This window comes from Bradyrhizobium sp. 215_C5_N1_1 (assembly GCF_052075935.1).
Classification (GTDB): Bacteria; Pseudomonadota; Alphaproteobacteria; order Rhizobiales; family Xanthobacteraceae; genus Bradyrhizobium; species Bradyrhizobium barranii.
This window is the reverse complement of sequence record NZ_CP197228.1, coordinates 243,250-268,212: the sequence shown is the minus strand read 5'-3', so window position 1 is coordinate 268,212 and position 24,963 is coordinate 243,250. Positions and strand designations below refer to the sequence as shown.

23 protein-coding genes are annotated in these 24,963 nt (G+C 64.0%); 10 read left to right on the top strand and 13 right to left on the bottom strand.

The features are described 5' to 3' along the window. Positions 1-40: 40 nt before the first annotated feature. From leuS to holA, 3 genes are all read left to right on the top strand, one after another. Positions 41-2,665 (top strand): leucine--tRNA ligase, encoded by a 2,625-nt coding sequence (gene leuS / locus AB7G19_RS01205; RefSeq protein WP_085403082.1) that lies wholly within the window; start codon positions 41-43, stop codon positions 2,663-2,665. Continuing rightward, complete coding sequence (lptE, locus tag AB7G19_RS01200; protein WP_028150179.1) at positions 2,652-3,203, top strand: LPS assembly lipoprotein LptE; 552 nt, start codon at positions 2,652-2,654, stop codon at positions 3,201-3,203. The genes leuS and lptE overlap by 14 nt, the downstream gene beginning before the upstream one ends. Before the next feature lie 130 nt (positions 3,204-3,333). Beyond that, positions 3,334-4,362, top strand: coding sequence for a DNA polymerase III subunit delta (gene holA / locus AB7G19_RS01195; protein WP_071908756.1), 1,029 nt, complete (start codon positions 3,334-3,336; stop codon positions 4,360-4,362). 235 nt (positions 4,363-4,597) lie between these two features. Here the strand turns inward: holA and AB7G19_RS01190 are convergent, their stop codons facing one another. The 7 genes from AB7G19_RS01190 to hemJ form a co-directional block, all read right to left on the bottom strand. Further along, positions 4,598-5,485 carry a ParB/RepB/Spo0J family partition protein gene (locus AB7G19_RS01190; protein WP_085403084.1) on the bottom strand — a complete coding sequence of 296 codons (888 nt, stop codon included), beginning with the start codon at positions 5,483-5,485 and terminating at the stop codon, positions 4,598-4,600. Between the two features lie 137 nt (positions 5,486-5,622). After that, positions 5,623-6,477, bottom strand: coding sequence for a ParA family protein (locus AB7G19_RS01185; protein ID WP_071908759.1), 855 nt, complete (start codon positions 6,475-6,477; stop codon positions 5,623-5,625). A 30-nt stretch (positions 6,478-6,507) separates the two neighbouring features. Continuing rightward, entirely contained in the window at positions 6,508-7,278 is a 771-nt protein-coding gene (rsmG, locus tag AB7G19_RS01180; protein WP_085403085.1) for a 16S rRNA (guanine(527)-N(7))-methyltransferase RsmG, read from the bottom strand. A gap of 9 nt (positions 7,279-7,287) precedes the next feature. Then, positions 7,288-9,168, bottom strand: a complete 1,881-nt coding sequence (gene mnmG, locus AB7G19_RS01175) for a tRNA uridine-5-carboxymethylaminomethyl(34) synthesis enzyme MnmG (protein ID WP_085403087.1) — start codon at positions 9,166-9,168, stop codon at positions 7,288-7,290. Positions 9,169-9,904: 736 nt separating this feature from the next. Beyond that, a complete protein-coding gene (gene mnmE / locus AB7G19_RS01170; RefSeq protein WP_085403091.1) occupies positions 9,905-11,263 on the bottom strand; it encodes a tRNA uridine-5-carboxymethylaminomethyl(34) synthesis GTPase MnmE in 1,359 nt (452 codons plus the stop codon). A gap of 317 nt (positions 11,264-11,580) precedes the next feature. Continuing rightward, positions 11,581-12,846 carry a transcription termination factor Rho gene (rho, locus tag AB7G19_RS01165; RefSeq protein WP_045004625.1) on the bottom strand — a complete coding sequence of 422 codons (1,266 nt, stop codon included), beginning with the start codon at positions 12,844-12,846 and terminating at the stop codon, positions 11,581-11,583. A gap of 247 nt (positions 12,847-13,093) precedes the next feature. Further along, the gene (gene hemJ, locus AB7G19_RS01160) at positions 13,094-13,528 is read right to left on the bottom strand and encodes a protoporphyrinogen oxidase HemJ (protein ID WP_028150172.1); all 435 of its coding nucleotides are present in this window, start codon (positions 13,526-13,528) and stop codon (positions 13,094-13,096) included. 459 nt (positions 13,529-13,987) lie between these two features. On the opposite strand from hemJ, the gene AB7G19_RS01155 reads away from it, so the two are divergent. Genes AB7G19_RS01155 through dnaQ form a run of 4 tightly spaced genes read left to right on the top strand, consistent with a single transcriptional unit; the run spans position 13,988 to position 16,812 of the window. Beyond that, the gene (locus tag AB7G19_RS01155; RefSeq protein ID WP_028150170.1) at positions 13,988-14,827 is read left to right on the top strand and encodes a pyruvate, water dikinase regulatory protein; all 840 of its coding nucleotides are present in this window, start codon (positions 13,988-13,990) and stop codon (positions 14,825-14,827) included. Between the two features lie 8 nt (positions 14,828-14,835). Continuing rightward, positions 14,836-15,444: a Maf family protein gene (locus AB7G19_RS01150; protein WP_085404951.1), complete on the top strand. Its 609-nt coding sequence runs from the start codon at positions 14,836-14,838 to the stop codon at positions 15,442-15,444. Positions 15,445-15,467: 23 nt separating this feature from the next. Further along, positions 15,468-16,067, top strand: a complete 600-nt coding sequence (gene coaE / locus AB7G19_RS01145; RefSeq protein ID WP_028150168.1) for a dephospho-CoA kinase — start codon at positions 15,468-15,470, stop codon at positions 16,065-16,067. 28 nt (positions 16,068-16,095) lie between these two features. Continuing rightward, entirely contained in the window at positions 16,096-16,812 is a 717-nt protein-coding gene (gene dnaQ, locus AB7G19_RS01140) for a DNA polymerase III subunit epsilon (RefSeq protein ID WP_063985973.1), read from the top strand. On the opposite strand, the gene secB is transcribed toward dnaQ, so the two are convergent. Further along, on the bottom strand, positions 16,809-17,294 hold the full coding sequence (gene secB, locus AB7G19_RS01135; RefSeq protein ID WP_028150166.1) for a protein-export chaperone SecB: 486 nt from the start codon (positions 17,292-17,294) through the stop codon (positions 16,809-16,811). The genes dnaQ and secB overlap by 4 nt on opposite strands. Positions 17,295-17,707: 413 nt before the next feature. Here secB and AB7G19_RS01130 point away from each other — a divergent pair, with 413 nt between their 5' ends. Genes AB7G19_RS01130 through AB7G19_RS01120 form a run of 3 tightly spaced genes read left to right on the top strand, consistent with a single transcriptional unit; the run spans position 17,708 to position 20,521 of the window. Beyond that, complete coding sequence (locus tag AB7G19_RS01130; RefSeq protein ID WP_085404953.1) at positions 17,708-18,415, top strand: Tim44/TimA family putative adaptor protein; 708 nt, start codon at positions 17,708-17,710, stop codon at positions 18,413-18,415. After that, positions 18,393-19,934 (top strand): murein transglycosylase A, encoded by a 1,542-nt coding sequence (mltA, locus tag AB7G19_RS01125; protein ID WP_085404954.1) that lies wholly within the window; start codon positions 18,393-18,395, stop codon positions 19,932-19,934. The genes AB7G19_RS01130 and mltA overlap by 23 nt, the downstream gene beginning before the upstream one ends. Next, positions 19,931-20,521, top strand: a complete 591-nt coding sequence (locus AB7G19_RS01120) for a Smr/MutS family protein (protein WP_085404955.1) — start codon at positions 19,931-19,933, stop codon at positions 20,519-20,521. The genes mltA and AB7G19_RS01120 overlap by 4 nt, the downstream gene beginning before the upstream one ends. Here the strand turns inward: AB7G19_RS01120 and AB7G19_RS01115 are convergent. The 5 genes from AB7G19_RS01115 to hslV all read right to left on the bottom strand — a co-directional run bounded on the left by AB7G19_RS01115 (position 20,518) and on the right by hslV (position 24,903). Then, positions 20,518-21,642 (bottom strand): hypothetical protein, encoded by a 1,125-nt coding sequence (locus AB7G19_RS01115; RefSeq protein ID WP_085404956.1) that lies wholly within the window; start codon positions 21,640-21,642, stop codon positions 20,518-20,520. The two genes, AB7G19_RS01120 and AB7G19_RS01115, sit on opposite strands and share 4 nt — an antisense overlap. 229 nt (positions 21,643-21,871) lie before the next feature. Beyond that, positions 21,872-23,176, bottom strand: a complete 1,305-nt coding sequence (hslU, locus tag AB7G19_RS01110; protein ID WP_441267669.1) for an ATP-dependent protease ATPase subunit HslU — start codon at positions 23,174-23,176, stop codon at positions 21,872-21,874. 49 nt (positions 23,177-23,225) lie between these two features. Then, positions 23,226-23,843, bottom strand: a complete 618-nt coding sequence (locus AB7G19_RS01105) for a DUF2585 domain-containing protein (protein ID WP_085404958.1) — start codon at positions 23,841-23,843, stop codon at positions 23,226-23,228. Next, positions 23,840-24,325: a GNAT family N-acetyltransferase gene (locus AB7G19_RS01100; RefSeq protein ID WP_085404959.1), complete on the bottom strand. Its 486-nt coding sequence runs from the start codon at positions 24,323-24,325 to the stop codon at positions 23,840-23,842. Before AB7G19_RS01100 ends, AB7G19_RS01105 begins: the two co-directional genes overlap by 4 nt. 17 nt (positions 24,326-24,342) lie before the next feature. Further along, complete coding sequence (gene hslV / locus AB7G19_RS01095) at positions 24,343-24,903, bottom strand: ATP-dependent protease subunit HslV (RefSeq protein WP_028150159.1); 561 nt, start codon at positions 24,901-24,903, stop codon at positions 24,343-24,345. Positions 24,904-24,963: the final 60 nt, after the last annotated feature.

The window sequence follows — 24,963 nt, the reverse complement described above, 5'->3', positions numbered from 1 at the left end:
CGTCTTTAGACGGCCGAATCCACGAAAACCCAACGATTCCATGACCTCCGAACGCTACAACGCCCGCGACGCCGAACCGCGCTGGCAAGCCGCCTGGGACCAGCAGGCGATCTTCGTCTCCAAGAACGACGACTCGCGGCCGAAATACTACGTGCTGGAGATGTTCCCCTACCCGTCCGGGCGCATCCATATCGGCCATGTCCGCAACTACACGCTCGGCGACGTGCTGGCCCGCTTCATGCGCGCCAAGGGGTTCAACGTGCTGCACCCGATGGGCTGGGACGCCTTCGGCCTGCCGGCCGAGAACGCCGCCATCGAGCGCAAGGTCGCGCCGAAGGCCTGGACCTACGACAACATCGCCGCGATGAAGAAACAGCTCCGCTCGATCGGGCTGTCGCTGGACTGGTCGCGCGAATTCGCGACCTGCGACCCCAGCTACTACAAGCATCAGCAGAAGATGTTTTTGGACATGCTCGCCGCCGGCCTCGCCGAGCGCGAGAAGCGCAAGCTCAACTGGGATCCGGTCGACATGACCGTGCTCGCCAACGAGCAGGTGATCGATGGCCGCGGCTGGCGCTCGGGTGCCGTTGTCGAACAACGGGAAATGAGCCAGTGGGTCTTCAAGATCACGAAGTACTCGCAGGAACTGCTGTCCGCGCTGGATGGGCTCGACCGCTGGCCCGACAAGGTGCGGCTGATGCAGCGCAACTGGATCGGCCGCTCCGAGGGCCTGCTGGTCCGCTTCGCACTGGATCAGGCGACGACGCCCGCCGGCGAGAGCGAGCTGAAGATCTTTACGACACGCCCGGACACCCTGTTCGGCGCCAAATTCATGGCGATCTCGTCGGATCATCCGCTGGCGCAGGCAGCCGCCGCGAAGAACCCGAAGCTTGCCCAGTTCATCGCCGACATCAAGAAGATCGGCACCGCGCAAGAGATCATCGACACCGCGGAAAAGCAGGGTTTTGACACCGGGATCCGCGCGGTGCACCCGTTCGATCCGAGCTGGAAGCTGCCGGTCTATGTCGCGAACTTCGTGCTGATGGAATACGGCACCGGCGCGATCTTCGGCTGCCCCGCGCACGACCAGCGCGACCTCGACTTCGTCAACAAGTACAATCTCGGCAACATTCCGGTGGTGTGCCCCGAGGGCCAGGATCCGAAGACGTTCGTCATCACCGATACCGCCTATGACGGTGACGGCCGCATGATCAATTCTCGCTTCCTCGACGGCATGACCATCGAGCAGGCCAAGGACGAGGTCGCAAAGCGGCTGGAAGGCGAACTGCGCGGCAACGCGCCGGTTGGCGAGCGTCAGATCAATTTCCGCCTGCGCGACTGGGGTATTTCACGGCAGCGTTATTGGGGCTGCCCGATTCCGGTCATCCATTGTCCAAAGTGCGATGTGGTGCCGGTGCCGGACGCCGACCTGCCGGTGACGCTGCCTGATGACGCGACCTTTGACAGACCGGGCAACGCGCTCGATCATCACCCGACCTGGAAGCACGTCACCTGCCCCAAATGCGGCGGCAAGGCCCAGCGCGAAACCGACACCATGGACACCTTCGTGGATTCGTCCTGGTATTTTGCGCGCTTCACCGATCCCTGGAACGAGAACGCACCGACGACGCCAGCCGTCGCCAACCGGATGCTGCCGGTCGACCAGTATATCGGCGGCGTCGAGCACGCGATCCTGCATCTGCTCTACAGCCGCTTCTTCACCCGCGCGATGAAGGCGACCGGGCACATTGCGCTGGACGAGCCGTTCGCCGGCATGTTCACGCAGGGCATGGTGGTGCACGAGACCTACCAGAAGGCCGACGGCACCTATGTGCAGCCGGCCGAGGTGAAGATCGAGGTCGGCGGCAACGGCCGGCGCGCGACGCTGCTGACGTCAGGCGAAGACATCCAGATCGGTCCGATCGAGAAGATGTCGAAGTCGAAGAAGAACACGGTCGACCCCGACGACATCATCGAGACCTACGGTGCCGACGTCGCCCGCTGGTTCATGCTGTCGGACTCCCCGCCCGACCGCGACGTGATCTGGAGCGACGAGCGCGTCCAGGGTGCCTCGCGCTTCGTGCAGCGGCTGTGGCGGCTGGTGAACGATGCAGTGGAGCTCGGCCAGGCCGCGCCGGCAGATCGTCCGGGCTCGTTCGGCCCGGATGCGACCGCCTTGCGCAAGGCCGCCCATGGTGCGCTGGACAAGGTCACCACCGGCATCGAGCGGCTGCACTTCAATGTCTGCCTCGCCCATATCCGCGAATTCGCCAATGCGTTTTCGGAGGTGCTCCAGCGCCCCGGCCAGCCCACAGCTGACCTCGCCTGGGCGGTCCGGGAGGCCAGCCAGATCCTGGTTCAGCTGTTCTCCCCGATGATGCCGCATCTGGCCGAGGAGTGTTGGCAGGTTCTGGGCCATAGCGGGCTGGTTTCCGAGGCCGATTGGCCCCAAATCGAACGCGATTTGCTGGTTGAAGACGCCGTGACCCTGGTGGTCCAGGTCAATGGCAAGAAGCGGGGTGAGGTCACAGTTGCAACAGTGGCCCAGAATCCGGAAATCGAGGCTGCCGTTTTGGCCCTCGATGCGGTAAAACTGGCCCTGGACGGCAAGCCCGTCCGCAAGGTGATCATCGTCCCCAAGAGGATCGTGAATGTTGTCGGCTAGGATCCGGATCGCTGCCCGCTTGCTGGCGGTCGCCGCATTGGCGGCGCTGACGGCTGGCTGCTTCCAGCCGATGTATGCCGAGCGTGGTGACGGCACCCCCGGCCTGCGCGAGAAGCTGATGGGGGTCGACCTTCCGCCGATCAACAAGGCCAATGCCTCCCGCGAGGCCCGTGTCGGCGTCGAGGTCCGCAACGCCCTGGCCTTCAAGCTCTACGGCACGGCCACGGGCATGCCGCCGACCCATCGCCTGGAGATTCGCTTCGCGAGCAGCAAAACGTCGCTGATCGTCGATCCCAATACCGGCCTGCCGAACAGTGAAAACTACGGCATCGACGCCCAGTACAATTTGATCGAGGTCGTCAGCGGCAAGTCGGTCATGACCGGCACGACGTTCGCGCGCGTGTCCTATGACATGCCCGGCTCCTACCAGCGCTTTGCCCGCAACCGGGCCCTTCGCGATGCCGAGGATCGTGCCGCCAACGAGATCGCCGAGAACATCAACACTCGCCTCGCCTCGTTCTTCATCGCCGGCACTTAAGTCATCCCCGTCATTCCGGAGCGCCCGCAGGGCGGATCCGGAATCCAGAGATTATTGATCGAGATTCTCAGGTGCGCAATTGCGCGCCGTAGTTCGCGCTTCGTGCGCCCTGGAATGACAGTTGGGCCCAATGGTCGCGCTGCGCGGAAAAGAGATCGACGCCTTCCTCGCCCGTCCTGACGGGGGCCGACCGATCATCCTGCTCTACGGTCCCGATGCGGGCCTCGTGCGCGAGCGCGCCGATGCGCTGATTGCCTCGGCCGTCGACGACCCCAACGATCCCTTCTCGCTCGTCAAGCTCGACGGCGACGAACTCTCCGCCGAGCCGTCGCGGCTCGTCGATGAAGCCATGACGGTGCCGTTGTTCGGCGGCCGCCGCGCCATCCGCGTCCGCGCCGGCTCGCGCAGCTTTGCCAGCGGTATCGATACGCTGGCGGAGATGGGCGTGAAGGATTGCCGTATCGTGATCGAAGCCGGCGAGCTGCGCCCGGAATCGCCACTGCGCAAAGCCTGCGAGCGCGCCAAGACGGCCGTGGCGATCGGCTGCTATCCCGACACCGAGCGCGACCTTGCCAAGCTGATGGACGACGAGCTCCGCATCGCCAATCTGCGCATCGCGCAGGATGCCCGCGCGGCGCTGATGTCATTCCTCGGCGGCGACCGCCAGGCCTCGCGCAATGAGCTGCGCAAGCTGACGCTCTATGCGCATGGCAAAGGCGAGATCACGCTGGACGACGTGATGTCCGTCGTTGCCGATGCGTCCGAGCTGAAACTCGACCCCATCGTCGACGGTGCCTTCGCCGGCCGGCCCGACATCGTCGAGACGGAATTTGCAAAGGCCATGATCGCCGGCACCTATCCCGGCGTGATCATCTCCGCCGCGCAGCGCCAGGCCGCGTGGCTGCACAAATCTGCGCTCGCGATCGCCGACGGCCAGCCTGCCTCCGCGGTGCTCGAGGGCGGCTATCCGCGCCTGCATTTTTCGCGAAAGCCCGCGGTGGAAACGGCGCTGCGCAATTTCAGCGTGGCGCGGCTCGCCGCAATCATCGAGCAGCTCGCGACCGCCGCGCTCGACACCCGCAAGCAATCCACTCTCGCCGCCGCCATCGCCCAGCGCACGCTGATGGCCATCGCCGCAAACGCGAAGCGCCGGGGCTGAGGCACCGCTCTCTCGACGTCATTGCGAGGAGCGCAAGCGACGAAGCAATCCAGAGTCCCTCCGCGGAAAGATTCTGGATTGCTTCGCTTCGCTCGCAATGACGATGTGGAAACAGATGCGCCCGCAATGACGGAACGAAGCGCCGACTCCTCGTCCTGAGAAGGCCCGCGCCCGCGCCCTTCGAGACGCCGCTTCGCGGCTCCTCAGGGTGAGGGAGACAGACTGTGAATGACGTCTACAGCGCGCCCTTCGCGAGCCGCCTCATCACCTCGTCGAGCTGATCGAGGTTACGATAGTTGATCTGGACGGAGCCGCCGGGGTCGCGGTGATTGACCGTGACCTTGAGGCCAAGCGCATCGCTGACGCGCTTTTCGAGATCGATCGTGTCGGGGTCTTTTTCCTTGCCCCCGGTGCTGCGCGCCTTCTGCGGCTTGCGCTCCGGCACACCCTCTTCGTGCGCGAGGGCTTCGGCCTGGCGGACGTTGAGGCCTTCCGCGACGATGCGCCTGGCTGATGCGAGCGGATCGGGCACGCCGATCAGCGCGCGGGCGTGGCCGGCGGTCAGCTCGCCGCTCGTGATCAAGGCCTGCACTTCGGCCGGCAGTTTCGTCAGCCGCATCATGTTGGCGATGTGGCTGCGGCTCTTGCCGACGACCTTTGCGATGTCGTCCTGGCTGCGTTTGAACTCGTTTGCGAGCGCGTGATAGCCGAGCGCCTCTTCCATCGGGTTGAGGTCTTCGCGCTGCACGTTCTCGACGATCGCGAACTCCAGCGCATCGCTGTCGCTGATGTCGACCGGCACGATCGGCACTTCGTGCAGGCCGGCCATCTGCGATGCGCGCCAGCGCCGTTCGCCGGCGATGATCTCGAAGCGATCCTGCGCGCCCTTCACCGGACGCACGACGATCGGTTGGATCACGCCGTGCTGCTTGATCGAATCAGAGAGCTCCTTGAGCTCCGTTTCCGAAAAGGCGCGGCGCGGGTTGCGCGGATTGGGCTTGATGAATTCGATCGGCACCTTGCGCTGCGCGCGCGGACGATCGACATGCTGAGCCTCGCCGCCGACATCACCGATCAGACTCGCGAGACCCCGGCCCAGTCGCGAACGCGCTTCGTCGGCCATCGCCAGCTCCCTTGGATTCACGGTGCAACACTCCAGAACTGAATTATCGTAGGGTGGGCAAAGCGAAGCGTGCCCACCAGTTGTGTGCAGAAGATGGTGGGCACGGCGAAGACGCCTTTGCCCACCCTACGGCAGCGTCAATGCGTGGTGCGCAGCTCGCGCTCGCGCTGGATCACTTCGGTGGCGAGCCGCAGATACGCTTCGCTGCCGACGCATTTGAGATCGTAGACCAGGACCGGCTTGCCGTAGGACGGCGCTTCCGAGATGCGCACGTTGCGCGGGATCATGGTCTTGTAGACCTTCTCGCCCATGAACTGACGGACGTCGGCGACGACCTGGTTCGAGAGGTTGTTGCGCGAGTCGAACATGGTCAGCACGATGCCGTGGATCGACAGGTTCGGATTGAGCGTCGAGCGCACCTGCTCCACCGTCTGGAGCAATTGCGACAGACCTTCGAGCGCGAAGAACTCGCACTGGAGCGGCACCAGGATCGCATCGGAGGCCGCCATCGCATTCACCGTGAGCAGGTTAAGCGAGGGCGGGCAGTCGATCAGCACATAGGTGTAATCGGCGTCCGGCGAGACGTTGTTGTTGAGCGCGCCGATGGCGTCACGCAGCTTGAACGCGCGGCCGGGCGTGGTGCCGAGCTCGAGCTCGAGGCCGGAGAGATCCATGGTCGAGGGCGCGATGTGCAGCCGCGGCACCGCGGTCGAGACCACCGCCTCGCGCAGAGCGGCTTCGCCGATCAGCACGTCATAGGTCGAGCAGGAGCGGTTGCGGCGATCGATGCCGAGGCCGGTCGAGGCGTTGCCCTGCGGATCGAGATCGACGATCAGGACGCGCTCGCCGATCGCAGCGAGTGCCGTGCCAAGATTGATCGCCGTGGTTGTTTTTCCCACGCCGCCCTTCTGATTCGCCAGCGCCAGGATGCGCGGGTGGCCTTGCGGCACTTCGCCGGTCTGTTGCTGCTGCGGTTCGTCAATCACGCTCATCGCAAATTCCCCACTCGACCCCTGAACGCGTCAGCCGCGCTGCTCGACGGACGTCAGCTCGACGATCCAACCGTCGCCGGTACGGCTTTGGTGAAGCTGCGGCTGAATATTCCAATATTTAGCGGCTTCGGTCAATTCAGCCTCTACATCTTGACCCTTCGGAAACAGCGCTTTTGCACCTTGGCGCATCAGCGGCTCCGCAAAGCCGATGAGTTGATGTAGCGGAGCCAGCGCACGCGCGGTGACGCAATCCACGGGGCCGGTGATTCTATCCACATTATCCCCGATCTCCGCGAGATGTACGAGCCCCGGCGATGCGGTGACGCGAACTGCTTCGCGCAGAAAGGCCGCCTTCTTGGCGATTCGCTCGACGAGATGGACGCTGGCGCCAGGCGTCCCGGCCATGGCACAGGCGAGGACGATTCCGGGAAAGCCGCCGCCGCTGCCGAGGTCGGCCCAGCGTTTCGCGGAAGGGGCGAGATCGACGAGCTGGAGCGAGTCGGCGATGTGCCGGGTCCAGAGCTGCGGCAGGGTCGAGGGCGCGACCAGATTGGTCTTGGCCTGCCACTCCCGGAGCAGCGCGATGTAGCGGTCGAGTCGCTCCTCGGTTTCACGTGAAACGGGGGCGAGCCTGAGGGCCGCGAGCTTGTCCGCGGCGATGATGGAGTCCAGCGACCGATCGTTGGCGCTGGCCTTGTCGATCTTCGGTTTGATCGGCGTCGGCTCGGATCGACGGCTCGCGCCCTCACCTGCCGCTGGTCTCCCTGATGACGATCTGCCGCCCGGCCCGCGCTGTTTCACGTGAAACGCCTATGCGATCGCCTTTGAGGTCTTCCGTGCCTCGCGCCGGAGGTAGGCCGCGAGGATGCCGAGCGCCGCCGGCGTCATTCCATCGATCCGGCCAGCCTGGCCGACGGTGAACGGCCGCGCCTTCTCAAGCTTGGCCCGCACTTCATTGGAAAGACCGGGGACCTGCTGGTAATCGACGTCCGACAGCACCATCCCCTCGTCTCGCCTGAAAGCTTCGACGTCGGCGCTCTGGCGCTCGAGATAGACGTCGTACTTCGCGTCGATCTCCAGATGGGTGGCAATGACCGGGTCGATCGCCGACAGCTCCGGCCAGATGGTCCGGACCTGGCTCCAGCCGATGTCCGGATAGGCCATCAACTCGAACGCCGAACGACGCTGGCCGTCCCGGTTCAGGGACAGGCCGTGCTTGATCGCCTCGTTCGGGGTGATGGTCAGGGACTTCGACAGCGCCCTGGCCGCATTCAGGGCGTCCATCTTGGCGCGGTGATGCTGCGTCCGGGCGCTCCCGACGCATCCGAGCGCAATCCCCTTCTCGGTGAGGCGCTGATCGGCATTGTCGGCGCGCAGGGTCAGCCGGTACTCGGCGCGCGAGGTGAACATCCGATAGGGTTCGCTGATCCCGCGGGTGACGAGGTCGTCGATCATCACGCCAAGATAGCCATCCGCACGGTCGAACACGGTTAGCGCGGCGCCGCTCGCGGCCAAAGCCGCGTTCAGGCCGGCCACGATACCCTGCCCGGCAGCTTCTTCGTATCCGGTGGTGCCGTTGATTTGCCCAGCCAGGAAGAGACCACGCAGACGCTTAGTCTGGAGGGTCGGATCGAGCTCGCGGGGATCGATGTGGTCGTATTCGATGGCGTAGCCCGGACGGACCATCTTCACTTGCTCCAGGCCAGGAATGCTGGCGAGGATCGCGAGCTGGACCTCCTCGGGCAGCGAGGTCGAGATGCCGTTGGGATAGACGGTGCTATCGTCGAGCCCCTCGGGCTCCAGGAAGACCTGATGGCCGTCGCGGTCGCCAAAGCGGACGATCTTGTCCTCGATCGAGGGACAGTAGCGCGGTCCGGAGCTCTTGATCTGGCCGGAGTACATCGGCGAGCGATGGACGTTCGCGCGGATCACCTCATGGGTCGCGGAGGTCGTCCGGGTGATCCCGCACTGGATCTGCGGGGTCGTGATCCGCTCCGTCATCACCGAGAACGGCTCAGGAGGCTCGTCACCGGGCTGCATCTCGACCCCTGACCAGTCGATCGTGGTGCCATCCAGACGCGGCGGAGTGCCGGTCTTGAGCCGTCCAAGGGTGAAGCCTGCCCGCTCAAAGGAGCTCGAAAGACCCATCGCCGGGGCTTCGCCGACCCGTCCGGCGGGCCAGTTCTTCTCGCCGAGATGGATCAGACCGCGGAGGAAGGTGCCGGTGGTGACGACGACGGCCCCTGCCCGAAGCTCGCGGCCGTCCGCCAGGCGTAGTCCGGTGACCCGGCCCTCGACCACGATCAACTCGTCCGCCTCGCCCTCGATGACGGAAAGACCTTCGGTGTCCCGGATCGCGGCCTGCATGGCTGCAGCATAGAGCTTCCGGTCGGCCTGAGCCCGGGGGCCCCGGACAGCCGGTCCCTTGCGGCGATTGAGGACGCGGAACTGGATGCCGCCGGCATCGCCGACCCGGCCCATCAGGCCATCGAGCGCATCGACCTCGCGGACCAGATGGCCCTTGCCGAGACCACCAATGGCGGGATTGCAGGACATCGCGCCGACCGTGGAGAAACGGTGCGTCACCAGAGCGGTCGTCGCACCCATCCTGGCGGAAGCAGCCGCGGCTTCACAGCCGGCGTGGCCGCCGCCAATGACGATGACGTCGAAACTCTCTCGCTCTGTTCGCATGGGCCGACTTCTATCTCAGAGGTGGAGAAGCCGGAAGTAGAAACTGGGTGAGGCGGTTGTTTCACGTGAAACGGGGCGGCAGGAGGCGATGCGCATTTTCGCGAAAACAACCCCATGCACAGTAGAACCGGAACTGAGCGGACTGCTGTTTCACGTGAAACAGGATGGGTCTAACCGGGCGAGAACTCCTGGCGAGATCTCGCACGGCTCTGGACGGGGGAAGAGAGGGCACAAGCGATCGGCCTACTCCGTCATTGCGAGCGGAGCGAAGCAATCCAGAATCCCTCCGTGGAGGCCGTCTGGATTGCTTCGCCGCAAGGGCTCCTCGCAATGACGAGCTTGGGGGACGGCCACCGGCCACGACCTTCACTGCCCTTCAGGCGATCAGACCGTGCGCACGAAGACTGAGACCGAGGCGGGCCACTCGCCCCGCTGTTTCACGTGAAACAGGCCGGAGCCTGCAAGCACGCGCTCCGCGTGAAACGGACCGGAACCCATCCCGCTGCTGCTTCACGTGAAACGCTAGGAGCGGGACAGGCTTGTAGCCCGGATGGAGCGCAGCGAAATCCGGGAAAGGTGTTCCGGCTGCGGAGCCGTCCCGGATTGCGCTTCGCTTCATCCGGGCTACGAAACTGCAAGCACCTCCATGTGAAACGGCCCGGAACCCATCCCATTGCCGCTTCACGTGAAACGCAAGGACTGGAACAAGCGCTAGTTCTACAATGAAGAACTAGTCCTACTTTCCGATGCAGAATTTCTGGAAGATGGCCCCGAGGACGTCCTCGACGTCGACCCGGCCCAACAGGCGACCCAAGGCATAGGCCGCTGCACGCAGCTCTTCGGCGGCAAGCTCTTCGCCGTCTTCTACAAGCTCCAGGCTCCGGCGCAAGCTGTCTGATGCCCGGCGCAACAGATCTCGCTGGCGGGCGCGGGTCACCAATGCGCCCTCGGTGGTCCCGAAAAACTCGGCGGCGAATTTCACGAGCGCGTCGATCAGGTCGGGAACGCCGTCCCCCCGGCTCGCCGAGATCCCGAACTCGCCGCGCGGCCCGACCTCCCCCGCCTCGCCCAGATCGATCTTGTTGCGGACGATCCAGACCGAGCCGCTCGATTGATCACGCCCGGGGCCGGACTTCACCAGCGATTGCATCCCGCCCGGATCGACGGCGCGGCCATCCTCCACCAGCCACAGCACGAGGTCGGCGGCGTCGGCTCGCGCTCGCGCTCGGCGCACGCCTTCCTGCTCCACGGGATCGTCGGTCTCCCGGATGCCAGCCGTGTCGATCACCGTGACCGGATAGCCGTCGAGATCGAGCTGCACCTCGATTACGTCGCGGGTGGTGCCGGCATAGGGCGAGACAATCGCGACCTCGCGGCGCGCGAGCTGATTGATCAGCGTCGACTTTCCGACATTCGGCTCGCCGGCGATCGCGACCACCAGGCCGTCGCGCAGGCGTTCAGAATGTCCCTGTGCTGCAATCACTTTTGTGATTTCGTCATGCAGCGCTTTGATCGCTTTCATCGCCGGCGCCCTCAGCTCGGCCGGCACATCGCCCTCGTCGGAAAAATCGATGCCCGCCTCGATCAGCGCCGACGCCTCGATGATGCGCTCGCGCCAGTCGCGCGCGCGATCGCCGAGCAGGCCCTGCAACTGGCGCAGTGCCTGGCGGCGCTGACGATCGGTATCGGCATGGATGAGATCGTCGAGACCTTCGGCTTCGGTGAGATCGAGCTTGCCGTTCTCGAAGGCGCGCCGCGTGAATTCGCCGGGCTCGGCCGCGCGCGTATTCGGAATAAAAGAAATCGCGGAGAGGAGTGCCGCGAGCACCGCGCGGCCGCCATGGACGTGAAATTCGGCGACGTCCTCGCCGGTCGCGCTGGCCGGCCCGGGAAACCAGAGCACGACCGCGTCGTCGATCGCCTGGCCCGCGCCATCGCGGAGCAGCCGGCGGCTGGCCTGTCTCGGCGCCGGCTGCCTCCCCGCCAGCGTCGTGAGCGCGAGCCCCGCTTGCGATCCGGAGACCCGCACCACGGCGATCGCGCTCGGCGCACGGCCGGACGACAGCGCAAAGATGGTCTGGTCTCGCGGATGCATGGCCTATTTGTCCGGCTGGCGGGGAAAAGGCAAACGGCCCGTTCTCGCGATGCTGACGCCCCCTTTTGCTGCGCTCTGGCCCGCAGCAACGGTTCTATTGCGATGCAACATAAGGCGCAGCATTTTGCTGCAGAGGCAGCCTCGCCCAAGCACCAAATGGTCAGCCAGCGTCAAGCATTACGTAAAGATATCAACAACTTCCGGAACAGCCGGATTTTCCTTTCGTCCCATCGCCATGCTGCATTTCTTCCGCAGCAAAGCCGCACAAAAGAAAAAGGGCGCCCGAAGGCGCCCTCTGATCTCATGCTGCATCGCACTCAGGTGTTCATCGAGTCGAAGAACTCTGAATTGCTCTTGGTCGAGCGCAGCTTGTCGAGCAGGAAGTCGATCCCATCCATGGTGCCCATCGGGTTCAGGATGCGGCGGAGCACGTACATTTTCTTGAGCACCTGCGGATCGGTGATGAGCTCCTCCTTGCGGGTGCCGGAGCGCGAGATGTCGATCGCCGGGAAGGTGCGCTTGTCCGAGACCTTGCGGTCCAGGATCAGTTCGGAGTTACCGGTGCCCTTGAACTCTTCGAAGATGACTTCGTCCATGCGGCTGCCAGTATCGACCAGCGCGGTTGCAATGATCGTCAGCGAGCCGCCCTCCTCGATATTGCGGGCGGCACCAAAGAAGCGCTTCGGGCGCTGGAGCGCGTTGGCGTCGACACCACCGGTCAAGACCTTGCCGGATGACGGCACCACGGTGTTGTAGGCGCGGCCCAGGCGCGTGATCGAATCGAGCAGGATGACGACGTCGCGGCCATGCTCGACCAGACGTTTTGCTTTTTCGATCACCATCTCGGCGACCTGGACGTGACGAACCGCCGGCTCGTCGAAGGTCGACGAAACGACCTCGCCCTTCACCGAGCGCTGCATGTCCGTGACTTCTTCCGGACGTTCGTCGATCAGCAGCACGATCAGATAGCATTCGGGGTGATTGTGCGCGATCGAATGCGCGATGTTCTGCATCAGCACGGTTTTACCCGTGCGCGGCGGCGCGACGATCAGCGCGCGCTGGCCCTTGCCGATCGGCGCGACGATGTCGATCACCCTTGCAGAAAGGTCTTTCCGCGTCGGATCGTCGATTTCCATGCGGAAGCGCTGATTCGGAAACAGCGGCGTGAGGTTGTCGAAATTGACCTTGTGCTTGGCCTTTTCCGGGTCCTCGAAATTGAGTGTGTTGACCTTCAGAAGCGCGAAATAGCGCTCGCCCTCTTTCGGGCTGCGAATGTGGCCTTCGATGGTGTCGCCGGTGCGCAGACCGAAGCGGCGGATCTGCGAGGGCGAAACGTAGATGTCGTCCGGTCCCGGCAGATAATTGGCGTCCGGCGAGCGGAGGAATCCGAAGCCGTCGGAGAGCACCTCGACGACGCCCTCGCCAACGATGTCGGTTTCAGCAATCGCGAGCTGCTTGAGGATGGCGAACAGCAGCTCCTGCTTGCGCATGGTGCTGGCATTCTCGACCCCATTCTCTTCCGCGAACGAGACAAGCTCGGCCGGCGTCTTCGACTTGAGGTCCTGGAGTTTAATTTCCCGCATTGGGGTGGTCCTGTGGGGTAACCTTGGGAGGGGGTGCGAGGAGGCTCTGAAATGCGGACGCGAGAAGGTAAGGTCCGCAGGTCTGGCAAGGAGAGCGCCGGTGAGGCTTCAAACCTGATGCGGTGTCCGGCCTCTGGAAAGCTCAGACAAAACCACATCCGCCTGCGTTGGGTGGGATATCGCCAATATAGAAAATCGCTTTCCACTCCGCAAGCCGAAGCGCTGAGCGATTCATCGCAAGCCTTGCCTAGAACGGCTTCACGATCACCATGATGACGATCAAAATCATCAGAGCAGTCGGCACCTCATTGATAATTCGATAGAATTTCTGGCTACGCGGACGCCGATCGGCGGCGAAATCCTTGCACCAGCGTGAAAAAAAGCCGTGGACCCCAGACATCGCCAGGACCAGTGCCAGTTTTACGTGCAGCCAGCCGAAAGAGAACCAGTGGCCGGACCAGGCGAGATAGAGCCCGGCAAGCCATGTGACGATCATGGCGGGGTTGATGATCGCCTTGAGCAGCCGGCGTTCCATCACTTTGAAGGTTTCCGACTGCTTCGATCCGATCTCGGCCTCGGAGTGATAAACGAACAGCCGCGGCAGGTAGAGCATGCCCGCCATCCAGGAGATGACGGCGATCACGTGCAGCGCCTTGATCCAGAGATAGACGTCTTCGAACATTTTCTGCGCCCGGCTTTCTGTCCAGCGCAGGGAACGCTGGGGATAGTAAGAACTCGTTAAGGTCTCACCCTACACACTTATCCGTCCGTAGCGCCTTCCTCTAATCTAGAATCTTAGATTCTTAAGGTTTGAGTCTATGTGACCGTGAATAGGACTCACACAATTCCGTCCGCACGTTCACGTGCGCTTGTTCACATCCATCAACATATCCCTGATGCTTCCGGCGGCCTTCGATAAGTCGGCCAGCTTCAAAGGCTTGCGCGTTTCTGTCGGCAGCTTATCAAGGGGGTTGTCCGCGCAATCCCGTTTTCCTCTCAACAGGTCGCCGGACTTATTCCGATGGGCAGTGGTGTGAAGAAAATTGGCACTTGTCCCGCCCCTGGTGTCGCGCAACCCTTTCCGAGGGGTTAAGGTCCACAGAAATCCACAAACCACACCGCCTCCATACAAAGGGCTTTTGTGCCGACCTCGAACAATTATTTCCATCTCCACCTGGTCTCCGACTCCACCGGAGAGACGCTGATCACCGTCGCGCGCGCCGTCGCGGCGCAGTACGCCAACGTCACCCCGGTCGAGCATGTCTATCCCCTGGTGCGCAGCCAGAAGCAGCTCGATCGCGTGCTCGACGAGATCGAGGAGGCGCCGGGGATCGTGCTGTTCACGCTGCTGGAGAAGGATCTGGTCTCCCGGCTCGAGGACAAGTGCAAGCAGATCAACGTTCCGAGCCTGTCGATCATCGGGCCGGTGATGCAGTTGTTCGAAGCCTATCTCGGCGCCGCGACCACGGGCCGCGTCGGCGCCCAGCACGTCCTCAATGCGGAATATTTCAAGCGCATCGACGCGCTGAACTACACGATGATCCACGACGACGGCCAGCATGTCGAAGGCCTCGACGATGCCGACGTGGTGCTCGTCGGCGTCTCACGCACCTCCAAGACACCGACGTCGATCTATCTGGCCAATCGCGGCATCCGCACCGCCAACGTGCCATTGGTTCCGGGCATTCCGGTGCCGGCACAATTGGAGACCCTGACGCGGCCGCTGGTGGTGAGCCTGCATGCGACGCCGGAACGCCTGATCCAGGTGCGCCAGAACCGCCTGCTCTCGATGGGTGCCGATACCAGCGGCGACACCTATACCGACAGGCAGGCGGTCGCCGACGAGGTCGCGTTCGCGCGCAAGCTGAGCGCTAAACACGACTGGCCGCTGCTCGACGTCACGCGGCGATCGATCGAGGAAACCGCCGCGGCGATCATGAAGCTTTACAGTGATCGCCAGCGCAACCGGCCCACGGGATAGTTTCGGCGATGTCTCTCTGGCGCGGCGAAACTCCGTTGATACTGGCCTCGCAGAGCAGCGCGCGAAAGATGCTGCTGGCCAGTGCCGGACTGGAGTTCAAGGCGATTACGGCCGATATCGACGAGCGCGGCATTCAGGCCGCCTCGAAGCTTTCAGGCCCGCATGACATCGCCCTGCTGCTGGCGCGTGAGAAGGCCAAGGCGGTCTCGGCCGGTCATCCGGGGAGCTATGTGATCGGTGCCGACCAGACCCTGGCTCTCGGCGAGCGTCTCTTCAACAAGCCCGCAGGCCGCGCACAGGCGATGACGCAACTGCTCGACCTCGCCGGCAAAAGCCACGCGCTGAATTCCGCAGTGGCCGTGGCGCGAGATGGCAAGATCGTTTTCGAGGATGTTTCGGTGGCCCGCATGACCATGCGGCCGATGACCGAGACGGAGCTTTCCGCCTATCTCGACGCCGCCGGCGATGCGGTGACGACCAGCGTCGGCGCCTATCAGCTCGAAGGTCTCGGCTGCCATCTGTTCGAGCGCATCGAAGGTGACCATTTCACCATTCTCGGCCTGCCGCTGCTGCCGTTGCTTGCGTTCCTGCGGCGCGAACGGCTAGTTGCGGTGTGAACGACAGAAACGGCTGCCTGCTGATGCGGATCCTTGGACTGACCGGCTCGATCGGGATGGGAAAATCCACCACCGCGAAATTGTTCGCGGAGGCCGGCGTTCCCGTCTACGACGCCGATGCCGCTGTCCATCAGCTCTATGAGGGCGAGGCCGCGCCGGCGATCGAGGCCGCCTTTCCCGGCACCACCGCGAACGGCAAGGTCGACCGTCCAAAATTGTCCGCGCGCGTCGTGCATGATCCGGCCGCGATCAAGCAGCTCGAGCAGATCGTTCATCCGATGCTCGGCGCCTCCCGGCAAAAATTCTTCGCCGATGCGGAAGCAGCCAAGGCGCCCGTCGTGGTCCTGGATATCCCGTTGCTGTTCGAAACCGGCGGCGAGAAGCGGGTCGATGCCGTCGTCGTGGTATCGACCTCGCCGGAACTCCAGCGCAAGCGTGTGCTGGAGCGCGGCACGATGGACGAGGCCAAGCTCGACGCGATCATCGCCAAGCAGACGCCGGATGCCGAGAAGCGCAAGCGGGCCGATTTCGTAGTGGATACGTCACACGGACTTGAACCCGTGCGCGCCCAAATCACGCACATTCTGGCCGAGGTCGTTAAGATGCCGCAGCGGCGAGCCTGATTCGCTGCCTCACACGGCCTCCTAGATCATGCGTGAAATCGTTCTCGACACCGAAACCACCGGCCTCGATCCGCTCCGCGGCGATCGTCTGGTCGAAATCGGCTGCGTCGAGATTTTCAACCGCATGCCGACGGGCCAGACGTATCACGTCTACATCAATCCCGAACGGGACATGCCGGCGGAAGCCTTTGCGGTGCACGGGCTGTCGGCCGAGTTCCTGTCGACCAAGCCGCTGTTCCACGAGGTCGTCGACCCGTTTCTGGAGTTCATCGGCGATGCGCCGCTGGTGATCCACAACGCTTCGTTCGACATCGGCTTCATCAACGCCGAGCTCGACAAGGTCAAACGTGTCGCGATCCCGCGCGAGCGGCTTGTCGATACGCTGCTGTTGGCGCGGCGCAAGCATCCGGGCGTGTCGAACCGGCTCGACGATCTCTGCTCGCGCTATTCGATCGACAATTCACACCGCACCAAGCACGGCGCGCTGCTCGACGCCGAACTCTTGGCCGAAGTTTATGTCGATCTGGTCGGGGCGCGGCAATCGCAATTGCTCCTCGCTTCGGAAGGCGAGGACATTCGCGCCAATGCGGCTGGCGATGTGCCGCGGCGGCAGCGGACCGTGCCGCTCGCGCCGCGGATTTCCGATGCCGAGCGCGAGGCCCATCGGGCCTTCATCGCAACGCTCGGCGACAAGGCGATCTGGAACGAGTTCCTGCCCGCTCCAGCCGCCCCTCCGGCTGTTTAGGCCTGCCCGCTCGTCTGCTGAGCGGCCATTTGCCGCTCCATGTTCTGACGATAGAGACCGACGAAGTCGACCGGATCCAGCATCAGGGGCGGGAACCCGCCGTCGCGCACGGCGGTCGCGATGATCTCGCGGGCGAACGGGAACAGCAGGCGCGGGCACTCGATCATGACCAGCGGATGCAAATTCTCCTTCGGCACGTTGGTGATGCGGAACACGCCGGCATAGGCGAGCTCGAACGAGAACATGATCTTACCGGCGGTCTCGGCCTTGCCCTCGACCGACAGCGTCACCTCGAACTCGGTTTCGCTGAGATTGATGGCGCTGACATTGATCTGGATGTTGATCTGGGGCGGCTGGCCCTGCTGCTGGAGCGAGGTCGGTGCGTTCGGATTCTCGAACGAAAGGTCCTTGATATACTGCGCCAGAACGTTGAGCTGGGCAGCCTGGGCCGCCTCGGGAGGGGTGCCGTTGCCGTTGGTCATGAGAGTCTCTCCTTACCCGATTTGGGCTGAATTTCGCGGCGGTTGGCTAACATAGGGCCGCCTCACTCCACAAGGACGAACGGCCCCGGATCGGGTATCCGCGCCGCCCCCGCAATTGTGACGTTCACCCGGCCCTCCTGACGAAATCGCGCGTTAAACGATTGAAGATGCGCGATTTCCGGGCAGGATCGGGTTTCCCCTTAAGCATAAAACGCGCTACACTCGGCGCTGTGCCAAAAGGCGCCATTGGCCGGGCAAGATTTCGTGCCTACATCCCGAGGACCAGACGCGCGGACCTAAAATGGTGATGTAGACTTGCCGTTCCCGTATGGAACGGTCTACTGGCCGGATTGATTTTCCCGGCGACGACCCGAGACGGCCCCTTTCAGCGAAGACCAGAAAGCGAATACGACGTGGACATCTACACCATCATCTTCCTGGCGCTGGCGGTCTTCATCTTTCTGAGGCTGCGCAGCGTGCTGGGACAGCGGACGGGTAACGAGCGGCCGCCGTTCGACCGCACCGCCGCCCGCAATGCGCTGGGGGGTGCCCAGGACAAGAACGTCGTGACCATGCCGGGCAAGGTGATCGACCAGGCCCCGCTGGCGCCGACCGCCGAGCCGGCCCCGCCCTCCGATCGCTGGAAGGGCCTGACCGAGCCGGGCACCGTGCTCGCCCAGGGTCTCGACGCCATCGTCGACAAGGATTCCACCTTCGATCCGCGCCATTTCATCTCGGGCGCCCGCGGCGCTTATGAGATGATCGTGCTGGCCTTTGCCAATGGCGACCGCCGCGCGTTGCGCGACCTGCTGTCGTCGGAGGTCTATGACAGCTTCGACGCCGCCATCAAGGAACGCGAGAAGTATGAGCAGAAGACCGAGACGCGTTTCGTCTCGATCGACAAGGCCGAGCTCGTCGGCGCCGAGCTGCGCGACCGCACGGCTCAGCTCACCATACGATTCGTCTCGCAGATGATCTCGGCCACCCGCGACAAGAGTGGCAATATCGTCGACGGTAGTGCGGACACGGTCGCCGACATCACCGACATCTGGACCTTCGCCCGCGATATCACCTCTCGCGATCCAAACTGGAAGCTGGTTGGCACCGGAAGCGCGAATTAAGAATTTCCTGAAGAACAGCGCGACGGCGCTTTGCGCAGGTGCCGTCGTGCTGTCGTCGTTTTCGCTCGGCGCCGAGGCGGCGCGGCGTCACTATCGCAGCCATCACCATCATCTCCCGGCACTTGCCGCCGCCCCGCCGCGGGCCTTGCCCTATCCGCAGCTCCCTTTGCCGTTCGAAATCCCCGGTGCGCAATATCTGCCGCTGACCTGGACGGACGTGAAAGGCTGGAGCGACGACGACCATCTGGCCGCCTACAAGACGTTCCGCGCGAGCTGCCGGACGATCAACGCGCAGACCGGTGCGGCCGAACCGAAGGCGCTTGGCGGCTCGCTGAGCGAGCCCTGCCGGGCCGCCAAGTCGCTCGAGCTCACCGACGACGGCAAAGCCAGGACCTTCTTCGAGGAGAATTTCGCGCCGCTGCGGATCTCGCGCCTCGGCGAGCCCGACGGTTTCGTCACCGGCTATTACGAACCGGTGCTGGAGGGATCGCGGACGCAGACCGACGCCTTCAACGTGCCGGTCTATCGTCGCCCGTCGAACCTGTTCGTGCGCGGCTACAAGCAGGACTCGGTCAGCTTGCCCAACAAGGGCCCGGTCTATCGCAAGATCGGCCGCCGCAAGCTGGTGCCCTATTACGATCGTGGCGAGATCGAGGACGGCAAGATCGCCGGCCGCGGGCTGGAGATCGCCTGGCTGAAGGACCCGACCGATCTGCTGTTCGCCCAGATCCAGGGCTCGGCGCGGATCAAGTTCGACGACGGCGGCACGGTCCGGCTGAATTACGACGCCTATAACGGCTATCCCTACACGGCCGTCGGCCGTGTCCTGATCGAGCGCGGCATCATTCCGAAGGAGGAGATGTCGATGCAGAAGATCAGGGAGTGGATGGCGCAGAACCCCGATGGCGCCAAGGAACTGCGCCGCCAGAACCGCTCCTACATCTTCTTCCGCGAGGTCAATCTCTCCGACAAGGAAGAAGCAGTGGGTGCGCAGGGCATTCCGCTGACTGCCGGCCGCTCGATCGCGGTCGACAAGGCGCTGCACGTCTACGGCACGCCGTTCTTCATCGAGGGCGAGCTGCCGATCGATTCCGAACGCTCCAAGACGCCGTTCCACCGGCTGATGATCGCGCAGGACACCGGCTCGGCCATCATCGGCCCCGCGCGCGCCGATCTCTATTTCGGCGCCGGCGCGGACGCCGGCCGTGTCTCGGGACGGCTGCGCCATCCCATGCACTTCGTCATGTTGGTACCGAAGGGCCTCGATCCCACGGTGCGCGCCGCGAAATTGCCGGTGCCGGACCCGCGTCCCTCGGAGAAGATCGCAAGGCTGTTTCCGCAGACCGATTCGCCCAAGGATCAGACCAAGCCGGCGGCTCCGGCCGCAGCCGTGGCACAAGGTAAAGGTGAGAACGTCGCCGTTGCCAATCCGGTCCCGTTGCCGGTGCCGCGTCCCGTGATAGAGCCCGTTCAGGAGCCGCGGCGGCCGGTCAAGAATCGTCCCCATCGACAGCAATGAAGCGATCGTCCCGTCCGCCCGTGCTGGAGCCTCGTCCCTCGCCGCGCCGCCGTGCGCTGAGCGAGGAGGAGCGCGCGCTGTGGGATGCGGTCGCAAAACAGGTCAAGCCGCTGCGGAAGCATCGCGCGGCAAAGACACACGCCCCGCCGCGCACCGAGCCTTCACTGGCAGCGCCGGCTACGCGATCTGCGCCATCACCACGGCCGATCGCTGCCGCGCCGGCTGTGCGCGTGGCAAAGCCGGCCATGCCGCCGCTGGCACCGCTGGGCAAGCGCGAGCGCATAAAATTGTCGCGCGGCCGCAGCGAGATCGAGGCGCGGCTCGATCTGCACGGCATGACCCAGATACGCGCCCACCGGGCCCTGACCGGCTTCCTGCACCGCGCCCATCACGACGGCCTGACCTTCGTGCTCGTCATCACCGGCAAGGGACGGAGCGGCGGCGAAAGCGGCGTGCTCCGCCGCCAGGTGCCGGAATGGCTGAGCCTGCCGGAATTCCGCGGCTTCGTCGTCGGCTTCGAGGAGGCGCATATCGGCCATGGCGGCGAGGGCGCGCTCTATGTGCGGATACGCCGGGCGAGGTATTAGAACGGCCGGACGATTCCGACGCGCGGGATCAGCGTGAGGATCAGGCCGAAGATATTTGTCCTCTGATCCTCCGACGCGATCAGCGGTGCATTGTATTTGGCCGGCAGCATCTTCACCGCGTGCAGGATCAGGAACATGCAGACCGCCCAGTTCGAGATCCAGCGCGAATAGTCGAACACCATCGCGAACATCACGAGATAGGCGAGGCTGATGCCGATCAGCGCCGCGATGACGAGGTGCCGGTGCAGGTCGTTCGCGAGCGCGCCGATCAGGCCGGCAAAACAGCGCCAGAGTGGCGTGTGCAGCCAGATCAGCAGGGCAAACACCGGCACGCCGAGGATGTTGTGCGGCAGGCGGCCCCAGGTATCCGAAACCTCCTTCGCCAGCGGCTGGTACCAGATGTAGGCGAATTGCAGCAGGTCGGTCCGCGCCGGATCAGCCATCCGGGTCTTCAGGTAGGCAACGAAATCCGCTTCCGGGATCGGCATCGTTCCCAGGAATTGCGCCGCGAAGAACAGCGCGCTCACGCCAAGCAATGCGACCAAACCGAACGCGACATTCGCTCTGGTGACGCCATGCGCGAGGTAGTGCCTGATCACGACGATGGTGATGATCGTCGGTACATACATCAGCAGATGAATGTGGTGGATCAGCACGAGGACGATCGCGAACAGCGCGGCTGTTGCGACGAACAGCAAGGAGCCTGCCGGCATCAGCAGCAGGATGATCGCCAGTGCGCAGCCATAGATGTCGAAATGGCCGAGCGTGTGCATGAAGTTCTTGAGAAAGAATGGCGAGCCCGCGATGAAGACGAACAGCGGCAGCGTCTTCGCGGTGAAGCCGATCGTTTTCTGAAATAATCTGGCGTACAGCCCCAGCGTCACCAGCCACATCGCTCCGCCGAGCGCGAACACCAGCCAAACCGGCACCTTGTCCGTGAACAGCGCGACGATGGCGCCGATCAGTGCGCGCTTGATGAAGCCGAAATGATAGTCGACGAGGAGGTGTATGTAGGGGACGTAAGGCGGCAGCTGGATCTTGTGGACGAACACGCCGACGATGACCGCCGCGTTGATCGCGAGCAGGAGACGCCAGGGATTTTGCAGGATGCGTGCGGTCACGCCGCACCTGAAGTGGTGCGAGCAGCCCCCGCTGTCGTCCCGGGCAAGCCACCGGGTCCGCGCAAAGCGCGGCCCGATGACAGGCTCCGCGCGACCCGGGACCCATAACCACAGGATGTCGTTTGAGCCAAGGCTGGAGCCGCTATCTTTTCCAACAAGAACCGCCGGGGAGTATGGGTCCCCGCTTTCGCGGGGACGACGGCGGGATAGATAGCTGACCGCAGCCGAATTACAAAATGAACCGGCTCAGATCGGCGTTCTTGGCGAGGTCGCCGACGTGCTTCTGCACGAAATCCGCATCGACCTTGACGGTCTCGCCGCTGCGGTCGGGGGCGGTGAAGGAGATTTCGTCCAGCACCCGTTCCATCACGGTCTGGAGCCGCCGCGCGCCGATGTTCTCGACGGTGGAATTGACGGCGACCGCGACGTCGGCCAGCGCGTCGATGGCGTCGGCGGTGATGTCGAGCGTCACGCCCTCGGTCTGCAGCAACGCGACATATTGCTTGATCAGCGAGGCCTCGGGCTCGGTCAGGATGCGCCGCATGTCGTCGCGGGTCAGTGCCTGCAGTTCGACGCGGATCGGCAGGCGGCCCTGCAATTCGGGCAACAGGTCGGACGGCTTCGCGACGTGGAAGGCGCCGGACGCGATGAACAGGATGTGATCGGTCTTCACCGCGCCGTGCTTGGTCGAGACCGTGGTGCCTTCGATCAGCGGCAACAGGTCACGCTGCACGCCCTCGCGCGAGACGTCGCCGCCGACCCGGCCGTCGCGTGCGCAGATCTTGTCGATCTCGTCCAGGAACACGATGCCGTTGTTCTCGACCGCGCTGATCGCCTCCAGCGTGAGCTGGTCGGTATCCAGCAGCTTGTCGGATTCCTCATTGACGAGGATCTCGTGCGAGTTCTCCACCGTCAGTCGCCGCGTCTTGCTGCGCCCGCCCAGCTTGCCGAAGATGTCGCCGAGCGACACCGCGCCCATCTGCGCGCCAGGCATGCCCGGGATTTCGAACATCGGCATGCCGCCGCCCGAGGACTGCGTCTCGATCTCGATTTCCTTGTCGTTGAGCTCGCCGGCGCGCAGCTTCTTGCGGAACGATTCGCGCGTTGCCTGGCTGGAACTGGCGCCGACCAGCGCGTCGAGCACGCGCTCCTCGGCGGCGAGCTGCGCGCGTGCCTGCACGTCCTTGCGCTTGCGCTCACGCACCTGGGCGATCGCGACCTCGACGAGATCGCGCACGATCTGCTCGACGTCGCGGCCGACATAGCCGACCTCGGTGAATTTCGTCGCTTCCACCTTCAGGAACGGCGCATTCGCGAGCTTGGCGAGCCGTCGCGCGATCTCCGTCTTGCCGACGCCGGTGGGGCCGATCATCAAGATATTCTTCGGGAGTACCTCTTCGCGCAAGGAGCCGGAGAGCTGCTGCCGCCGCCAGCGGTTGCGCAGCGCGATCGAGACCGCGCGCTTGGCATCGGCCTGGCCGACGATGAAACGGTCGAGTTCGGAGACGATTTCGCGGGGAGAGAAGTCTGTCATGGGACCTTAGCTAGGATCAGATGCGGGTCGGGACAAGCCGCATTTTACGTCAGATGATGGGCGGACCCGATTGCCATTGCTTCACGGCGTCGATCGGATGGATCAGCATCAGGATATTGAGCGTCAGATTGTCGCGAATGTGAAGCGCCAGCATGATTTCGAAGGCGAGCCCGAGCAGGACGGTCACGGGTACAGGCAGCACGCGCGCGGCGAGGAACCCCAGCATCATGGCCAGATTGTCAGAAACCGAATTGACGATGCTGTCGCCGTAATAATCCAGCGAGATCGTGCCGGCACGGTAGCGTTCGATGATGAAGGGTGAGTTCTCGACGATCTCCCAGGCGCCTTCGATCAGCATGGCGACGATCAGCCGTGCCGGCCAGGACAGTTGTAGGAAGGGCAGGCGCGCGAACAGCAGCCAGGTCAAGCCGTAGAACAGGAAGCCATGCAGGATGTGAGAGAAGGTGTACCAGTCGGTGATGTGCTGCGAATTTTCGGAGCTGTTCACCACGCCATGCCAGAGCTTTACATAGCCGCAGGTGCAAATCGGCACCCGCCCCATCGCGAACAGGATCGAAGCCTGCAGCGCCAGCAGCAGCAGTGCGATGCCGACCCAGGCCAATGGCGGTACGGCGACCTTGCTCTCGTGCGTGCTCGTCAGCGTCACGGCTCGCGCACCATCAGCAGCGCCGTCCCGTCCAGCGTCTCGACCATGCGGTCGCGGACGAAGCCGGCCTTCTCATAAGCGCGCACGGCGCGTGCGTTGAGCGGATCGGGATCGGTGACAATGCGTGGCAGGCCCTGCCGCAACTGGCCGTCGACGAACTGGCGGATGAACGCGGAGCCGTGGCCGCGCGCGATCATGTCGCTTTCGCCGATGAACTGGTCGATCCCACGGGTGCCCTCCGGTTGCGGCCCAAAGCCGGTATTCCAGGCTGTCAGGCGATAGCATTGAAGATAGCCGAACGGGTGGGTGCCGGCCAACACGATGAACTGGTCCATCGCCGGCTCATCGAGATCGCCGCCCACGAGCGCAAACTGCTCGTCCGGATCGCCCCACCATTCCCGCACATGCGCCTCACCCAGCCACCGCCGGATCAGCGGCAAATCGGCCGTGCTCATCGGGCGGAAGGTGTAGGCGGGCGCCATGTCCTGTTCGGTCTTGCCTAGCCGGTCGCCAGGCTTTCGATGGTCAGATTGCGGTTGGTGTAGACGCAGATGTCGGCGGCGATATCGAGGGAGCGGCGGACGATGGTCTCGGCATCCTTGTCGGTGTCGATCAAGGCCCGCGCGGCGGCCAGGGCGTAATTGCCGCCGGAGCCGATCGCCATGACCCCGGCCTCGGGCTCCAGCACGTCGCCGGTGCCGGTCAGGACCAGGGAGACGTCCTTGTCGGCCACGATCATCATGGCCTCCAGGCGGCGCAGATAGCGGTCGGTCCGCCAGTCCTTGGCGAGCTCCACCGCGGCCCGGGTCAGCTGCCCCGGATACTGCTCGAGCTTGGATTCGAGCCGCTCAAAGAGCGTGAAGGCGTCAGCCGTGGCGCCGGCAAAGCCGCCGATGACGTCGCCCTTGCCGAGTTTTCGCACCTTCTTGGCGTTGGACTTGATCACGGTCTGGCCGATCGAGACCTGGCCGTCGCCGCCGATCACCACCTTGCCGCCCTTGCGGACCGTCAAAATCGTGGTGCCGTGCCAGCCCGGCGCGCTGTTCTGGGAGTCCTGCATCAAATACCTCGTTGTCGGACCTGATTTAGGCGGTCGGGACCGACCGTACAACGGGCCGCT

Coding starts and splice junctions, on each gene's coding strand:
- leuS (WP_085403082.1), top strand. CDS start 41: ATGACCTCCGAACGCTACAACGCCCGCGACGCCGAACCGCGCTGGCAA.
- lptE (WP_028150179.1), top strand. CDS start 2,652: ATGTTGTCGGCTAGGATCCGGATCGCTGCCCGCTTGCTGGCGGTCGCC.
- holA (WP_071908756.1), top strand. CDS start 3,334: ATGGTCGCGCTGCGCGGAAAAGAGATCGACGCCTTCCTCGCCCGTCCT.
- AB7G19_RS01190 (WP_085403084.1), bottom strand. CDS start 5,485: ATGGCCGACGAAGCGCGTTCGCGACTGGGCCGGGGTCTCGCGAGTCTG.
- AB7G19_RS01185 (WP_071908759.1), bottom strand. CDS start 6,477: ATGAGCGTGATTGACGAACCGCAGCAGCAACAGACCGGCGAAGTGCCG.
- mnmG (WP_085403087.1), bottom strand. CDS start 9,168: ATGCGAACAGAGCGAGAGAGTTTCGACGTCATCGTCATTGGCGGCGGC.
- mnmE (WP_085403091.1), bottom strand. CDS start 11,263: ATGCATCCGCGAGACCAGACCATCTTTGCGCTGTCGTCCGGCCGTGCG.
- rho (WP_045004625.1), bottom strand. CDS start 12,846: ATGCGGGAAATTAAACTCCAGGACCTCAAGTCGAAGACGCCGGCCGAG.
- hemJ (WP_028150172.1), bottom strand. CDS start 13,528: ATGTTCGAAGACGTCTATCTCTGGATCAAGGCGCTGCACGTGATCGCC.
- AB7G19_RS01150 (WP_085404951.1), top strand. CDS start 14,836: ATGTCTCTCTGGCGCGGCGAAACTCCGTTGATACTGGCCTCGCAGAGC.
- coaE (WP_028150168.1), top strand. CDS start 15,468: ATGCGGATCCTTGGACTGACCGGCTCGATCGGGATGGGAAAATCCACC.
- dnaQ (WP_063985973.1), top strand. CDS start 16,096: ATGCGTGAAATCGTTCTCGACACCGAAACCACCGGCCTCGATCCGCTC.
- secB (WP_028150166.1), bottom strand. CDS start 17,294: ATGACCAACGGCAACGGCACCCCTCCCGAGGCGGCCCAGGCTGCCCAG.
- AB7G19_RS01120 (WP_085404955.1), top strand. CDS start 19,931: ATGAAGCGATCGTCCCGTCCGCCCGTGCTGGAGCCTCGTCCCTCGCCG.
- hslU (WP_441267669.1), bottom strand. CDS start 23,176: ATGACAGACTTCTCTCCCCGCGAAATCGTCTCCGAACTCGACCGTTTC.
- AB7G19_RS01100 (WP_085404959.1), bottom strand. CDS start 24,325: ATGGCGCCCGCCTACACCTTCCGCCCGATGAGCACGGCCGATTTGCCG.
- hslV (WP_028150159.1), bottom strand. CDS start 24,903: ATGCAGGACTCCCAGAACAGCGCGCCGGGCTGGCACGGCACCACGATT.